The organism is Antarcticimicrobium luteum (assembly GCF_004358185.1).
Lineage (GTDB): Bacteria > Pseudomonadota > Alphaproteobacteria > Rhodobacterales > Rhodobacteraceae > Antarcticimicrobium > Antarcticimicrobium luteum.
This window is the reverse complement of the sequence record NZ_SMUV01000072.1, coordinates 94,650-110,335: the sequence shown is the minus strand read 5'-3', so window position 1 is coordinate 110,335 and position 15,686 is coordinate 94,650. Positions and strand designations below refer to the sequence as shown.

Below are 15,686 nucleotides of genomic sequence, written 5' to 3'. Positions count from 1 at the left end.
CGTCACTTTACTTACCCATTCACACATGCGAATATTTCACGGATTTATCGTGAAAGATCGCCTTCGGGAGGAGCCATGAAGACCCATTTTCGCGCTGCGGCCATTGCCGCGGTCACAGCCGCCGCCGCCATCACAGCCACCGCTGGCCGGGCCAGCGAGGACATCGCCGACCAGTACCCGCAGTCGGAACTTTATTCGAAGCCGGTCGAGGTGATCCCGCATGTGTTCTCGGCGATCGGCGCCACCGCGCCGCCGAGCTACGAGAACTCGGGCCACAACAACAACCTGTCCTTCATCGTCACCGACGAGGGGGTGGTTGTGATGAACGCCGGCGCCTCCGCCCGACTGGCCGCCGCGCTGCACGAGGAGATCAGGCGTGTCACCGACCGCCCCGTGGTGCTGGTGATCAACGAGAACGGCCAGGGCCACGCGATGCTGGGCAACAGCTACTGGCGCGATCAGGGGGTCGATATCCTCGCCCATGTGGACGCGGTAGAAGAGACCACCGAGAACGGCGATTTCATCCTGCAGGGGATGGAGCGCTACAACCGGGACAAGGCCGAGGGCACCCGTGTCGAACATGCCAACCTGACCTTCGAGGATGAATATGACATCAGCCTCGGCGGCGTCGAGATCAAGGTGCTGCACCTGGGGCCGGCGCATGATCCGGGCGATCTGCAGGTCTGGATCCCGCAGTGGGACCTGATGATAACCGGCGATATCGCCTTTCACGAGCGTATGCTGCCGATCTTCGAGACCACCTGCACCAGTTGCTGGCTGGAGACATGGGAGGAGAAGCTGGAGCCGATCGCCCCGACCTATGTGATCCCGGGACACGGTCACCCGACCAATTTCGCCCAGGTGCGGCGCTATACCCGCGATTATCTGGTGGACCTGCGTGCTAAGATCCAAGAGCATCTGGATTCGGGCGGCGACCTGGCCGGCGCCTATTACGTTGACCAGTCCCGGTGGGAAAATCTGGACACGTTCGGGGAACTGGCAACCAAGAACGCGGGCCGCGTCTTTGCCGAGATGGAGTGGGAATGAAGCGACTTGCACCACAGCAGAATGCGGCCGGTTCCGGGCCGCGTCCGGGGGCGGGCCGGTGAAGTGGCTCGACATGCCCCCGGTCTGGCTGCTGGGCGCGATCCTGCTGGCCTGGGCGCAGGCGCGGTTCTATCCCGCCGGGCTCGGCTTTGGCGGGGCCTGGGCGGATTTCGCCGGTGGCCTGCTGGTCGGCGGCGGGCTGCTGCTGATGCTGCTGGCGGTGGCCGAACTGCGCCGCCATCGCACCACGATCATACCCCACAACACCCCCAGCGCGCTGGTACAGTCCGGCATCTACAGCCGCAGCCGCAATCCGATCTACCTGGGTGACCTGCTGGTGCTGGCCGGGCTGATCCTGCGGTTCGACGCGGTGCTGGCGCTGCCGCTGCTGCCGATCTTTACCTGGGTGATCGAACGCCGCTTCATCCTGCCGGAAGAGGATCGGATGCGGCGCAGCTATCGCACCGACTTCGCGCGCTATGAAAAAAAGGTGCGCAGATGGGTGTAACGGATATGTATCATTTGATCCGACGCGACCGTTGCCGCGCTTGTGAAACTTTCTTGCGCGCGATAGGTGAAGGATTTGCAAACTGTACCGTATCGCGTCCCGTGACGGGGCGACAAAGGGGGACCGTATAGGTGAAGATAGGGACACCGAAGGAAATCTACGAGGGCGAAGCGCGGGTGGCGATGACGCCCGACTCGGCCAGGCAACTTCAAAAGCTGGGTTATGAGTGCGCCATCGAGTCCGGGGCCGGTGTGGCCGCCGGGTTTTCGGATGCCGCCTATGAGCAGGCCGGGGTCGAGATCGTCAAAACCGCAGCGGCGCTGTGGAAAACGGCCGACATCATTGCCAAGGTGCGCCAGCCGGTCGAGACCGAGCTGAAGCGGCTGACCAAGGACAAGACACTGATTTCCTTTTTCAATCCCGGCGGGAATGAAGAGGGGCTGGAGCTGGCCAAGTCCAAGGGCGCCAACGTGATCGCCATGGAAATGGTGCCGCGGATCTCCCGCGCGCAGAAGATGGACGCGCTGTCGTCGATGGCCAATATCGCCGGCTACCGCGCGGTGATCGAGGCGGGCAACAACTTCGGCCGCTTCTTTACCGGCCAGGTGACCGCCGCGGGCAAGGTGCCCCCGGCCAAGGTGCTGGTGGTCGGCGCCGGCGTCGCGGGTCTGGCCGCGATCGGCACCTCGACCAGCCTCGGCGCGATCACCTATGCCTTCGACGTGCGTCCCGAAGTGGCCGAACAGGTCGAATCGATGGGCGCGCAGTTCGTCTATCTCGATTTCGAGGAGGAGCAGCAGGACGGCTCCGCGACCGGCGGCTATGCTTCGGTCTCTTCGCCCGAATTCCGCGAGGCACAGCTGGCCAAGTTCCGTGAACTGGCGCCCGAGGTGGATATCGTGATCACCACCGCGCTGATCCCGAACCGCGAGGCGCCCGAGCTGTGGACCGAGGACATGGTCGCGGCGATGAAACCGGGGTCGGTCATCGTCGACCTGGCCGCCGAAAAGGGCGGCAACTGCAAGCTGACCGTGCCGGATGAAAAGATCGTCACCGACAACGGCGTGACCATCGTCGGCTATACCGACTTTCCCAGCCGGATGGCGGCGCAGGCCTCGACCCTTTATGCCACCAACATCCGCCACATGATGACCGACCTGACCCCCGAAAAGGACGGTCAGATCAATCACAACATGGACGACGACGTGATCCGTGGCGCGACCGTCGCCTTTGAGGGCGCGATCACCTTCCCGCCGCCGCCGCCGAAAGTGGCGGCGATCGCGGCCAAGCCCAAGAAGGACGCGCCCAAGGAGCTGACACCGGAAGAGAAAAAGGCGAAAGAGGCCGCCGACTTCAAGCAGCAGACCAAGACCCAGGTCACCCTGCTTGTGATCGGCGCGGTGCTGCTTCTGGGCGTGGGCCTGGTGGCGCCGGCCAGCTTCATGCAGCACTTCATCGTCTTCGTGCTGTCGGTCTTCATCGGCTTCCAGGTGATCTGGAACGTCAGCCATTCTCTGCACACCCCGCTGATGGCGGTGACCAACGCCATTTCGTCGATCATCATCCTGGGGGCGCTGCTGCAGATCGGTTCGGGCTCGGCTCTGGTGGTCGTGCTGGCCGCGCTGTCGGTCTTCATGGCCGGGATCAACATCTTCGGCGGCTTCCTCGTGACTCGGCGCATGCTCGCCATGTTCCAGAAATCGTAAGGAGTAGGGGATCATGGAATTCGGATTTACCACAGCGGCCTATGTGGTCGCGGCTGTCCTCTTCATCCTGTCGCTGGGCGGGCTCTCGGGCCAGGAAAGCGCCAAGCGCGCGGTCTGGTACGGCATCGCCGGCATGGCGCTGGCGGCACTGGCGACGCTGATCGGACCGGGGCAGGGGCTTTGGCTTCTGTCGATCGTGCTGATCGCAACCGGCGGGCTGATCGGGGCCTATGTCGCGGGCAAGGTCGAAATGACCGGAATGCCCCAGCTTGTCGCCGCGATGCACTCGCTGGTCGGCCTGGCGGCGGTCTTCGTCGGCTTCAATGCCCATTTCGAGGCGGGCCACGTGGCCACCATCCTGGCGGGCGCCCCGACCTCGCTGAACGCCACCGGGATGGGCGCCTGGATGCATGAGCAGCACCTGGGCACCTTCGCCGCGCTGATCGCGCACAAGACCCCGGTCGAGCTGAACATCCTGAAGGTCGAGCTGTTTCTGGGCATCTTCATCGGGGCGGTGACCTTCACCGGTTCGGTCATCGCCTATGGCAAGCTGGCGGGCAAGGTGACCTCGGTGGCCAAAAAGCTGCCCGGCGGACACGCGCTGAACGCCTCGGCGGCGATCATCTCGGTGCTGTGCCTGATCTGGTACTTCAACACCGGTGGTTTCGTGCCGCTGGCGATCATGACGCTGATGGCGCTGTTTATCGGCTACCACCTGATCATGGGTATCGGCGGTGCCGACATGCCGGTGGTGGTGTCGATGCTGAACAGCTACTCGGGGTGGGCCGCGGCGGCCATCGGCTTCAGCCTCGGCAACGATCTGCTGATCGTGGTCGGCGCGCTGGTCGGCTCCTCGGGTGCGATCCTGTCCTACATCATGTGCAAGGCGATGAACCGTTCGTTCATCTCGGTGATCCTAGGCGGTTTCGGCGGCGCAGCCGGTCCGCAGATGGAGGTCGAGGGCGAGATGATCGCCATCGACGCCGAGGGTGTCGCAAGCGCCCTGAACGAGGCCGACAGCGTCATCATCATCCCGGGTTACGGCATGGCGGTGGCACAGGCGCAGAATGCGGTCAGCGACCTGACCAAAAAGCTGCGCGCCAAGGGCAAGAACGTGCGCTTTGCCATCCACCCGGTGGCGGGGCGTCTGCCCGGTCACATGAACGTGCTGCTGGCCGAGGCGCGGGTGCCCTATGACATCGTGATGGAAATGGACGAGATCAACGACGATTTCCCGGACACCGACGTCGCCATCGTCATCGGCTCGAACGACATCGTGAACCCGGCGGCCCAGGATGATCCAAACAGCCCCATCGCCGGCATGCCGGTGCTGGAATGCTGGAAGGCCAAGCAGGTCTTTGTCTCCAAACGGGGCCAGGGCACCGGCTATTCCGGCATCGAGAACCCGCTGTTCTTCAAGGAGAATACGCGCATGTTCTACGGCGATGCCAAGGACAGCCTGGACAAGCTGCTGCCGCTGATCGACTGATCCGCAGGCATGCAAAGCCACCAGAAAGCCCCGCCCCTTCGGCGGGGCTTTTTGCATTGCGGCCCGCCCGTGGGGGCCGGTTTGCCGCGCCGGCTGCCGCGGTATGCAAATGTATTCAGGTAACACATTGAAATAAAAAAGTTTTTGTGTTTTCGGCGCGGCTGCGTATAGATAATAGAAAAACAAGGATCGCCCGATGTCCCCGATCGAAGATCATCCGCTGCGCTACCGGCTCGCGAACGAGCTGCACGCGCGTCCGTTCCCGGCGATGAAGAACACCTCGACCGTGGTCTATCTGGCCGTCAAGCAGCCGGTCGAGGCGGTCAGCCGCGACCGCGCCGCCGATGTGGCGCATCTGACTGCGCTGCTCGACCGTCACGGCGCGCAGCATCCGCAGCCCGGCGCGACCCACTACAGCGGCCGCATCGGCCGCCACGCGCTGAAATGGGAACAGCATACCGAGTTTGTCACCTATACGGCGATTTCCGACGGGGTCAGCGACCGCCCCTTCGACCCGGCGGATTTCTCGGTGTTTCCCGAGGACTGGCTGGAACAGGCGCCGGGCCAGCGCGTCACCTCGATCCTTCTGCGCGTCTGTCCGCGCCCGGATGACGCCGGGATCAACGCGGCGCTGGCCGAATGGTTCGTGCCCGAAAGCACGGCGGCCTCGCACGTGCTGGACGATGCCGCCGTCGCGGCGGGTGATTTCCGCATCGATCCGGCGGGCCACATGCGTTTCGCCGTCTTTGTGGCACCGGCTGCGGGACAGCGGCGGGTCGGCCGCGTGGTCCAGCGCCTGTGCGAGATCGAGACCTACAAGGCAATGTCGATGCTGGGGTTCTCCCGCGCCCAGCAGCTCTCGGGTGAGATCGGCGCGCTCGACAACCACCTGTCGCAGCTCATGGCCGACATGACCGGCGGCGGCATTCCGGCGGAAAAGACCCTGACCAAACTTCTGTCGATTTCGGCCGAGCTGGAGTCGATGGGCGCGCGCAGCTCGTTCCGGTTCGGTGCAACCGGCGCCTATGAGGCCATCGTCAACCAGCGCATCGCCTCGCTGCGCGAGGGACGGTTCCAGGGGCGCCAGACCTTTGCCGATTTCATGGCGCGCCGCTATGCGCCGGCGATGCGTACGGTGACCTCCACCCAGGGACGGCTGCAGGCCCTGGCCGATCGTGCCATGCGGGCGGGCGAGTTGCTGCGGACCCGCGTGGACGTGGAGCGCAGCGCCCAGAACCAGGCGCTGCTGGAAAGCATGGACCGCCGCGCCGATCTCTCGCTCCGGCTGCAACACACGGTCGAGGGGCTCTCGGTGGTGGCGATCAGTTATTACGCGGTGTCGCTGGCCAGCTACCTGCTCTACCCTCTGGCCGAGGTCAGCGGGCTGAGCAAGGGGATGCTGACCGCGGCGCTTACTCTGCCGGTTGTGCTTGGCGTATGGGGCGCGGTGCGCCGGATCCGGCGAGGGATCGAGCGAGGGCCGCATTCATAGCGATGCCGCCGAGGGCGATCGACGCCAGCGCGAGCAGCGCCGCGACGCTCAGCGTCGGCACGCCCGACAGCCCGGCCCCAAGGGTGCAGCCGCCGGCCAGCACACCGCCGACGCCCATCAGGACGGCGCCGGCCAGATAGCGGCCGGTCTGCGCCGGGGCCTCGAAGCTTTGCCAGGCGAACTGTCCGCGCAGGAGCGCCGCGGCCAGCGCGCCCAGCACCACGCCGCCGACCAGCGCCGGGCCAAAGCCCGCCGGAACGGCGGAGGAGGCGACGGTAAAGAAAAGCGTCTCTGACATCGGCGAGGTGAACGAGAGGCTCTCCGTCGTGATCGGCTCGAACTCGTCGAACAGGATGAACCCGGTCCCGACCCAGCCCAGCGGCACCAGCAGCCCGATCGCGGCGGCCCCGACAAGTGGCAGGCGGGACGCGCCCGAACGCAGGGCATAAAGCAGCGCCGCGCCCGCGATCAGCCCGGCCCAGAGCCCGGCGCCGCCGGGCAAGGCGGCGAGCGAGGTGAACGTGCCCAGCTCAACGGTCAGCCCCCCCAATCCGGTGCGCAGCGGCGCCAGCACGCCCTTGAGCGTGGCATGCGCCGTGACCGCAAAGACCAGCAGCACCAGCACCGCGCGCAGGTTGCCGCCGCCGGCCAGAACCGTCAGCCGCGACACGCATCCGCGGGTCAGGACCATGCCGGCGCCGAACGCCAGCCCGCCCAGCACGATCGCGGCCACCGGCAGTTGCGCGGCTAGAAAGCGGTGATCGCCGAATCCGATCCAGCCCATGGCCACCGCGCCTTGCGTGCCGATCACGGCGACGGCGAGGGCCGTCAGCCAGACACCCATCGCCGCGCGCCGGTCCTCGCCTACCAGCGCCCGGCGCAGGCAGAACCGGGTGACCTGCGCCAGCACGCCAAAGGCCAGGCCCAGGCCAAGGCCGAACAGAACGCTGGCCTCGCGCGCGGTGGTGTCGTCGAATCCAAATGTCTCGAACATGGTTTGCCCCCTGGGGTTCGGAAATATTTCCCACTAATGCCGGACTTTGCGGTCAATCAAGGTGCAAAATTGCTGATGGGGCATCCGATAGCGGAACAATTTACCAATGGGGCGGGCGCTGTGGCCTGACTGTCCCGGCGCCGCTGGGGTGACAGGGCAAAACCGCCGCCCTTGGGGGGCGGCGGCTGGCGTTCCGTTCTTTTTTGCGTTTTCCGGGTCCGGGTCCGGGTCCGGGTCAGCGGCCGCGGATGCGCGGGTCGAGCGCGTCGCGCAGACCGTCGCCCAGGTAGTTGACGCTGAGCACGGTGAGCGAGATGGCCAGACCGGGCCAGAACACCCGCTCGGGGTACTGCTGGAGATAGTCGGTGGCGTCGAACAGCAGCCGCCCCCAGGTCGGGAAATCGGGCGGAAAGCCCAGCCCGAGGAAGCTCAGCGCGCTTTCGGTGATGATTGCGGTGGCGATCCCCAGGGTGGCCGAGACCATGATCGGCGACAGCACGTTGGGCAGGATATGCCGCAGGATCATCTTGGTATTGGTGGTCCCGATCGAGCGGGCGGCAAGGACGAACTCGCGCTCCTTCAGCGCCAGCACGTCGCCGCGCACGATCCGCGCGGTGGGCATCCAGCTGGTGACACCGATGGCCACGACAATCAGGATGAAGATCCCCTGTTCCGGCCCGAAGGCCGAGTTCAGCGGATCGCGGAACAGCAGCATCATCACCAGCAGCAGCGGCAACAGCGGCAGCGCCAGGAACAGGTCGGTGAGCCGCATCAGCGGCCCGTCGAGCCGTTTGAAGAACCCCGCCATCACCCCGACAAAAGAGCCGAGCCCCAGCGCCAGCAGCATCGCGGTGATGCCGACCGAGACCGAGGTCCTGCCGCCCGCCATCATCCGCGCAAAGGTATCGCGCCCCAACTGGTCGGTGCCGAAGGGATGGGAAAAGCCGGGGCCCTGGTTGCGGGCGCGGATGTCGATATGGGTCGCGTCGATGGTCCAGATCACCGGCCCGAGATAGACCCAGAGCACGATCACCAGGAACAGGATGCCGCCATAAAGGGCGCCCTTGTGGTTCTTGAACTGGTCCCAGACCTCGCGCCATTGGTTGCTGGGCGGTTTGGTGAATTCCTCCAGCGGGCCGGCGCCGCCCGGCAGCGCGGTCGAGGCCGGGGCGAGCCCTTCGTCGGGGACGAAACGGTCCTTGTCAGTCATAGCGGATCCTCGGGTCGAGCAGGCCATAGAGCACGTCGGCGATCAGGTTGAACAGCACGATCAGCACCGCGAAGATAAAGGTCAGCGTCTGCACCATCGGCAGGTCGTTGGCCTGGATCGCGCCGATCAGCAACTGGCCGATGCCGTTCACCTTGAACACCTGTTCGGTGATGATGGCGCCGCCAAAGATCGACGGCACCCCCAGCGCGATCACGGTGACCACCGGGATCATCGAGTTGCGCAGCACATGAACCATCACCACGGTGGTTTCGCCCAGCCCCTTGGCACGGGCGGTCCTCACATAGTCCTGGTTGAGATTGTCGAGCATCGAGGCGCGCATGAACCGGCTGATCTGCGCCGTGATCTGCAACGCCAGCACCATCACCGGCATCACCATCTGCTGCAGCTGGGTCACGAAGCTGTCCCAGTCGACCACCTTGTGGGTGGTGTCATAGATCGAGGGGAACCAGCCCAGGTTGACCGAAAAGATCACGATCACCAGCACGCCGGAAAAGAACGGCGGCACCGAGAACCCGATCATCGAGATAAAGGTGCCGGTCTGGTCGAACCAGGAATACTGCTTGTAGGCCGAATAGATACCGATCGGGATCGCGATCAGGATCCCCACCAGATAGGCGGTGCCGACCACCCACAGGGTCTGCGGGATGCGCTGGACAACGATGTCCATCACCGGGCTGCGGGTCTGCCAGGAGATCACGCGCAGGTCGCCGGCCGAGAAGGAGGAGCCGAAGACCGCGTCGATCAGCACCTGCGGTTCGATCCAGAAGAACTGCACGATCCATTTCCAGAACCGGATATGCATCGGCTGCCCGAGGCCCAGCGCCTCGCGCATCTTTTCTTTCACCTCTGGCGGAACTGTCAGCGGCACCTGCGCCATCGGATCGCCGGGCGCCAGTTCCAGCAGCAGAAAAATAACAAGACTGATGAACAAAAGCGTCGGAACCGCCAGAACCAATCGTCGAATTGTAAAGGTCAGCATTCAGGGTGCCTTTGCATCCTAGTCTTTCGGTAATTCAAGTGAGAAAAGCGCCCCGGCGGAGAGCCGGGGCGCGGTCGGGTCTGATCAGGCCCTTACTTGATGCGGTACCAGTCAGCGATGTTCCACAGCTCGCTGTCCCAGGTGTTCAGCGCGACACCGCCCAGGGTGTTGGAATGCGCCGATGTCCGGCCACGGTGCACCAGCGGGATCATCGCCCCGCCCTCGATCACCATGTCGTTCAGCTGCTTGGCGATCGCCGCGCGTTCGTTCAGGCTGGCGGTCTGGCTCAGCTTCTTGTGCAGCGCGTCATATTCCGGACGGCACCAGCGCGAGATGTTCTCGCCCTGCCACTGGGTCTCGGGGCGCGGGGCCTTGTCGCACAGGACGCTGCCCAGATAGGCCTGCGGGTCTGCGCCGTTGAAGTTGTTGGCGTACATTTCGACGTCGGCATAGAACTTCTGGAAGGTGTCGGGCGAGCCCGGATCACCACCGAAGAAGACCGAGGCGTTGACGTTGCGCAGTTCGGACTCGATGCCGATCTCGCTCCACCACTGCTTGATCAGCGCCTGGAAGTCCTGGCGCACCGCGTTGGTCGAGGTCTGGTACAGGATCTTCATCGGCTTGCCGTCCGGGGTTTCCCGCACGCCGTCGCCGTTGCTGTCCTTGTAGCCGGCTGCTTCAAGCATCGCCTTGGCGCCTTCGATGTCCTGCGTCGAGCAGTCGAAGGTGGTCGAGGCATAGGCCTCAGGCGCCGGCACCCAGTTGCAGGTGACCTTGCCGGCCTTGCCATAGCCGATCTCGACCAGCAGCGGCCGGTCGATGGCCATCGACATCGCCTTGTAGACTGCCGGATCGGTCAGGAACGGATGCTCGTGCTTGGCGGTCGCACGTTCGCCGTCGGGCAGATCGGGCGAGGCATCGGTCTGGTTCAGCATGATCCGCTCGACCAGGGTGCCAAAGGCCGAAACCGGAACGCCCTTGCCGCCCTTTTCCATCTGCGCGATGACGTCGGGGGCAAGCTGCAGGTTCCAGGCATAATCGAACTCGCCGGTTTCCATCACAGCGCGGCCGGCTGCGGTGGCATCGCCGCCGCCCTTGAACAGCAGCTTGGAAAAGGCCGGCTTGTTCGGATCGCGATAGTTCGGGTTGGCCGACATGGTGATCACGTCGTTGGGACGGAATTCATCGACCACATAGGCGCCGGTGCCGATCGGGTTGAAGTTGGCCTCGGTGCATTCCGGTGCCCTGGCGCCCAGGCATTCGGCGAATTGCGCGGCCTGGATGATCGGGCTTTCGGCGCCGACAAAGGGACCATAGGGATAGGGCGTCGGTTCAGCAAAGTTGATGACAACGGTCGAATCGTCGGGCGTCTCGACACTGGTGACGCCCTCGAAGTGGCGCAGCTGGGCGCAGCCGCCCTCGGGGTGGGTGCAGTATTCATAGGTGAACTTCACATCGGCCGAGGTAAAGGCCGAGCCGTCCGACCACTTGATACCCGGTGCGATCTTCCAGGTGATCTGGGTCAGGTCCTCGCTGACGCCGCCGTTCTCGACGGTCGGGATCTCGGTGACCAGATAGGGGACCATCGCGCCCTTGGTGTCAAAGCGGGCCAGCGGTTCCAGCACGATCGCCGAGGCTTCCTGTTCTTTGGTGCCGCCGGACAGATAGGGGTTCAGAATGGAGGGCGCCTGCCAATAGATCAGACTGACCTGGCCGTCGGTTCCCCGTTCCGCCATAGCGGCCGGCGCCAGCGCCGCAGATGCGATCGCGCCGAGCAATAGGGCTTTCATCTTCATTTTACACTCCTTGTCGGACACTTTCGTGTCCCTTTTTATTTCCGCTTGTGTCGCGGATGGCGATTTGTCCGCCGCCTGGGCATTTTTTTATGCGTCGAGACATACGATTTTTTTTCGTATGGCTCCAGCGCGGCCCTGCAGCGAATACGCGCCCATCGAAACAGAGTTTTTGAAAAAAGCAAGACTTGCCGTCGGGAAAAGGTTGGAGAGGGTTTGACACCGCCCATAACGCCGCCTTAGCGTTCAGGCCTCAACGGAGGACACACGACGTGCTGGACAATCCAATTGCCCGGATAGAAGGGCTCAGGGTCGAGTTCGAAACAAAAGATGGCCCGGTTGTCGGAGTCGAGGACATTTCGTTCGAGATCGAACCCGGCGAAACGGTCTGTATCGTCGGCGAATCCGGGTCGGGAAAATCGGTTTCCTCCTTGTCGCTGATGCGCCTTGTCGAGTTCGGGGGGGGCGAAATTGCCGCAGGGCGCCTCATTTTTGATCGCAAGGACGGCGGAGAGCTGGATCTGGCCACGGCCGGGCAGGATCTGATGCGCCACATCCGCGGCAATGAGATCGGCATGATCTTTCAGGAGCCGATGACGGCGCTGAACCCGGTCTTTACCGTCGGCCGCCAGCTGACCGAAGGGCTGCGGGTGCATATGGGCATGTCCCGCGCCCAGGCCGAGGCGCGCGCGCTGGAGCTGCTGAAACAGGTCCGCATCCCCGAGCCGGAGCGGCGGCTGAAACAATATCCGCATGAGCTGTCCGGCGGGATGCGCCAGAGGGTGGTGATCGCCATGGCGATGGCCTGCGAGCCGCGCCTGCTGATCGCGGACGAGCCGACGACGGCGCTGGATGTGACCATCCAGGCCGAGATCCTGGCGCTGATGGACCGGCTGAAGCGAGAAACCGGCACCGCTGTGATGTTCATCACCCATGACATGGCTGTGGTGGCCCAGATGGCCGACCGGGTCGTGGTCATGTACCGCGGCAAGAAGGTCGAGGAGGGTCCGGTCGAGCAGATCTTCGAGAACCCGCAGCACGATTATACCAAGGCGCTGCTGGCCGCGGTGCCCAAGCTGGGCGAGATGCGCGGCAAATCGGCGCCGGAACCGATGAAACTGCTGGGTGTCGAGGGACAGACCATCGCGCCGATCCCCGGCACCGACGAGGTGCTGCTGAGGGTCCGGGGGCTGACCACGCGCTTTGCGGTCAAGGGCGGGTTCTTTCGCCGCACGGTGGCCAATGTGCACGCGGTCGAGGATGTCTCTTTCACCCTCAATAGGGGCCAGACGCTCAGCTTGGTGGGCGAGTCCGGCTGCGGCAAATCCACCGCGGGGCGGTCGATCCTGCGGCTGGTGGAGCCCAACGCCGGCGAGATAAACCTCGATGGCGTCGACATCATGAAGCTGGATCAGGCCGGCCTGCGCAGGGCGCGGCTGGACATGCAGATGATTTTTCAGGATCCTTTCGCCTCGCTCAATCCGCAGATGCAACTGCTGGATCAGGTGGCCGAACCGATGCGCAACTACGGCATCGCCTCGGGGTCCGAGATCCAGGACCGGGTGGCCAACCTTTTCGACCGGGTGCATCTGCCGCGCAGCTTCATGCGGCGCTACCCGCATGAGATGTCGGGCGGCCAGCGGCAGCGCATCGCCATCGCCCGCGCGCTGGCCCTGAACCCCAAGCTGATCGTCGCCGACGAGGCGGTCAGCGCGCTGGATGTCTCGGTGCAGGCGCAGGTGCTGAACCTGATGATGGAGCTTCAGGCCGAGCTGGGGCTGTCCTATCTCTTCATTAGTCACGACATGGCGGTGGTCGAACGGATGAGCCATCATGTCGGCGTCATGTATTTGGGCCGCATCGTCGAGATGGGGCCGCGCGCGCGGGTGTTCGAGAACCCGCAGCACCCCTATACCCAGGCGCTGATGAAGGCGGTGCCGATCGCCGATCCGCACCGGCGCAAGGCCGAGAAGGATCTGAACTTCAAACCGATCCCCTCACCGATCCATTCGCTGGACTATGTGGCCGAACCGTCGCGCTATGACGAGGTGGAGCCGGGTCATCTGGTTCTGACCACCGACAGCGGGTATTGAGGGCAAGATGGCCGAGCGATTATCGCCGCGCGAAATTCTGGAAAACCTGGTGGGCTTTCCCACCGTCAGCCGCGACAGCAACCTGCCGCTGGTCGATTGGGTCGATGCCTATCTGGCCGCCCACGGCATCGCCGCGCACCGCTGGTATGATCCCGATCAGCCGCACAAGGCAGCGCTCTTTGCCCATGTGGGCCCCTGGCAGGAGGGGGCCGTGGTACTCTCGGGTCATACCGACGTGGTGCCGGTCGACGGCCAGCCCTGGACCTCGGCCCCCTTCACCGTGACCGAGCGCGACGGCAAGCTTTACGGGCGCGGCACCGCCGATATGAAGGGCTATGACGCCCTGGCGATCTGGGCCTTGGTCGAGGCGCAGGCGCGCGGGGTCAAGCGGCCGCTGCAACTGGCGCTCAGCTTTGACGAAGAGGTCGGCTGCACCGGGGCGCCGCCGATGATACAGGCGATGCAGCCGGTCCTGCCCAAGGGCGCCGCGGTGATCGTGGGCGAGCCGTCGATGATGCGCGCGGTAACCGGCCACAAGGGCGGACAGGGATACTGGATCGACGTCTGGGGGGTCGAGGTGCACAGCTCGATCATGCACACCGGCGTCAACGCGATCATGGAGGCGGCCCGCATTATCGACTGGGCCAATGTGGTGAATGACGAGGAGCGCGCGCGCCCCCCCTCGGAGGTGGCGGCGATGTTCGATCCGCCTTGGACCACGCTGCATTGCGGCCTGATCGAGGGGGGCACCGCCGCGAACATCACCGCCAAGCACTGCCGCTTCGACCTGGGGTTTCGCGCCGTGCCGGATGCCGATCTTGCCGCCTGGCGCGGCCGTATCCGCGACCGGATCGCCGAGGTCGAGGCCGCGATGCAGGCGGTCCGCCCCGAGGCGCGGATCGACGTCGAGGCGCGCTTTGCCGTGCCGGGTCTGAAACCCGAGGAAAACGGCGCGGCCGAGGCGCTGGTGCGCGCGATCACCGGCGACAACGCCCGTCATGTGGTCAGCTACGGCACCGAGGCCGGCCAGTTCCAGGAGGCGGGCTATTCGGCGGTGGTCTGTGGCCCCGGCGACATCGCCCAGGCGCATCAGCCCGACGAATTCATCACCCTGGCCCAGTTCAACGCGGGGCAGGACTTCATGGACCGCCTCGTTACCCGTTTGCAGAAGGACGCATAGATGCCGATCAAGAACCGCCTTGGCGAAATGCATGACGAGATCACCGGATGGCGCCACCACCTGCACGAAAACCCCGAGCTGCTCTACGAGGTGCATGAAACCGCCGCCTTCGTGGTCGAGCGGCTGAAGGGCTTCGGGATCACCGACATCACCCCCGGCATCGGCCGCACCGGCGTGGTCGCGGTGATCGAGGGGCGGACCAATACCTCGGGCCGGGTGGTCGGACTGCGCGCCGACATGGATGCGCTGCCGATCAACGAGGCGACCGGGCTGGAGTTCGCCTCCAAGACGCCGGGCATGATGCATGCTTGCGGTCATGACGGCCATACCTCGATCCTGCTGGGGGCGGCGAAATACCTCGCCGAGACCCGCAATTTCGACGGCAAGGTGGTGCTGATCTTTCAGCCCGCGGAAGAGGGCGGCGCCGGTGGCAAGGCGATGTGCGACGACGGTCTGATGGACCGCTGGGGTATTCAGGAGGTCTACGGGCTGCACAACATGCCGGGTCTGCCGGTGGGCCAGTTCGCCATTCGCCCCGGCCCGCTGCTGGCCTCGGCTGACGAGTTCGAGATCACCGTGACCGGCAAGGGCGGCCATGCCGCCTCCCCGCATAACGCGATCGACACCACGCTGGTGGCGGCGCAGATCGTGGTGTCGCTGCAATCCATCGTCGCGCGCAACGTCAACCCGGTGAAACGGGTGGTGGTGACGGTGGGCACCTTTGTCACCGACAGCAATGCCTCGAACGTCATCGCCCATCAGGTGCACATGAAGGGCACCGTGCGCACGCTGGACCCCGACGAGCGCGCGCTGGCCGAAGAGCGTGTGCGCAGGGTGGCGGAAAACACCGCCGCCGCCTTCGGCGCCGAGGCCGTGGTCACCTGGAAGAATGGCTACCCGGTCACCGTCAACTCCCCGGAAGAGACGCAATATGCCATCGAGGCGGCGCGCGCGGTCTCGGACAACGTCCACGACGACACCGATCCGGTGATGCCGGCCGAGGATTTCTCCTTCATGCTGGAACAGCGGCCAGGCGCCTATATCTTTCTTGGCAACGGCGACACGCCGATGTGCCACCACCCGGCCTATCGCTTCGATGACGCGGCGATCCCACTAGGCTGCAGTTGGTTCGCCGAACTGATCGAACGACGTATGCCCGCGGCCTAGGCACAGC

The 15,686-nt window shown here is 64.8% G+C and carries 12 protein-coding genes; 8 read left to right on the top strand and 4 right to left on the bottom strand.

The window, feature by feature from the left end; all coding sequences use genetic code 11:
* The first annotated feature begins 75 nt into the window (after positions 1 to 75).
* The 5 genes from E1832_RS17630 (at position 76) to E1832_RS17610 (ending at position 6,242) form a co-directional block, all read left to right on the top strand.
* Positions 76 to 1,047 carry an MBL fold metallo-hydrolase gene (locus E1832_RS17630; RefSeq protein WP_245514032.1) on the top strand — a complete coding sequence of 324 codons (972 nt, stop codon included), beginning with the start codon at positions 76 to 78 and terminating at the stop codon, positions 1,045 to 1,047.
* Between the two features lie 58 nt (positions 1,048 to 1,105).
* Positions 1,106 to 1,555 carry a methyltransferase family protein gene (locus E1832_RS17625; protein WP_133361088.1) on the top strand — a complete coding sequence of 150 codons (450 nt, stop codon included), beginning with the start codon at positions 1,106 to 1,108 and terminating at the stop codon, positions 1,553 to 1,555.
* A gap of 131 nt (positions 1,556 to 1,686) precedes the next feature.
* Positions 1,687 to 3,261, top strand: a complete 1,575-nt coding sequence (locus E1832_RS17620; RefSeq protein WP_133361087.1) for a Re/Si-specific NAD(P)(+) transhydrogenase subunit alpha — start codon at positions 1,687 to 1,689, stop codon at positions 3,259 to 3,261.
* 13 nt (positions 3,262 to 3,274) lie between these two features.
* Positions 3,275 to 4,750, top strand: a complete 1,476-nt coding sequence (locus E1832_RS17615) for an NAD(P)(+) transhydrogenase (Re/Si-specific) subunit beta (RefSeq protein WP_133361086.1) — start codon at positions 3,275 to 3,277, stop codon at positions 4,748 to 4,750.
* A 196-nt stretch (positions 4,751 to 4,946) separates the two neighbouring features.
* The gene (locus E1832_RS17610) at positions 4,947 to 6,242 is read left to right on the top strand and encodes a DUF3422 family protein (protein ID WP_133361085.1); all 1,296 of its coding nucleotides are present in this window, start codon (positions 4,947 to 4,949) and stop codon (positions 6,240 to 6,242) included.
* Here the strand turns inward: E1832_RS17610 and E1832_RS17605 are convergent.
* The 4 genes from E1832_RS17605 to E1832_RS17590 form a co-directional block, all read right to left on the bottom strand.
* Entirely contained in the window at positions 6,163 to 7,236 is a 1,074-nt protein-coding gene (locus tag E1832_RS17605) for a YeeE/YedE family protein (RefSeq protein ID WP_133361084.1), read from the bottom strand. The two genes, E1832_RS17610 and E1832_RS17605, sit on opposite strands and share 80 nt — an antisense overlap.
* A 235-nt stretch (positions 7,237 to 7,471) precedes the next feature.
* On the bottom strand, positions 7,472 to 8,446 hold the full coding sequence (locus E1832_RS17600; RefSeq protein WP_133361083.1) for an ABC transporter permease: 975 nt from the start codon (positions 8,444 to 8,446) through the stop codon (positions 7,472 to 7,474).
* The gene (locus tag E1832_RS17595) at positions 8,439 to 9,446 is read right to left on the bottom strand and encodes an ABC transporter permease (protein WP_133361082.1); all 1,008 of its coding nucleotides are present in this window, start codon (positions 9,444 to 9,446) and stop codon (positions 8,439 to 8,441) included. The genes E1832_RS17600 and E1832_RS17595 overlap by 8 nt, the downstream gene beginning before the upstream one ends.
* Before the next feature lie 92 nt (positions 9,447 to 9,538).
* Complete coding sequence (locus E1832_RS17590; protein WP_133361081.1) at positions 9,539 to 11,242, bottom strand: peptide ABC transporter substrate-binding protein; 1,704 nt, start codon at positions 11,240 to 11,242, stop codon at positions 9,539 to 9,541.
* Positions 11,243 to 11,511: 269 nt separating this feature from the next.
* On the opposite strand from E1832_RS17590, the gene E1832_RS17585 reads away from it, so the two are divergent.
* From E1832_RS17585 to E1832_RS17575, 3 genes are read left to right on the top strand one after another with little or no spacing between them, the layout of a single operon-like run.
* On the top strand, positions 11,512 to 13,332 hold the full coding sequence (locus E1832_RS17585) for an ABC transporter ATP-binding protein (protein ID WP_133361080.1): 1,821 nt from the start codon (positions 11,512 to 11,514) through the stop codon (positions 13,330 to 13,332).
* A gap of 7 nt (positions 13,333 to 13,339) precedes the next feature.
* The gene (argE, locus tag E1832_RS17580) at positions 13,340 to 14,512 is read left to right on the top strand and encodes an acetylornithine deacetylase (RefSeq protein WP_133361079.1); all 1,173 of its coding nucleotides are present in this window, start codon (positions 13,340 to 13,342) and stop codon (positions 14,510 to 14,512) included.
* The gene (locus E1832_RS17575) at positions 14,513 to 15,679 is read left to right on the top strand and encodes a M20 aminoacylase family protein (protein ID WP_133361078.1); all 1,167 of its coding nucleotides are present in this window, start codon (positions 14,513 to 14,515) and stop codon (positions 15,677 to 15,679) included. It begins immediately after the preceding gene.
* The last annotated feature ends 7 nt before the right edge of the window (positions 15,680 to 15,686 follow it).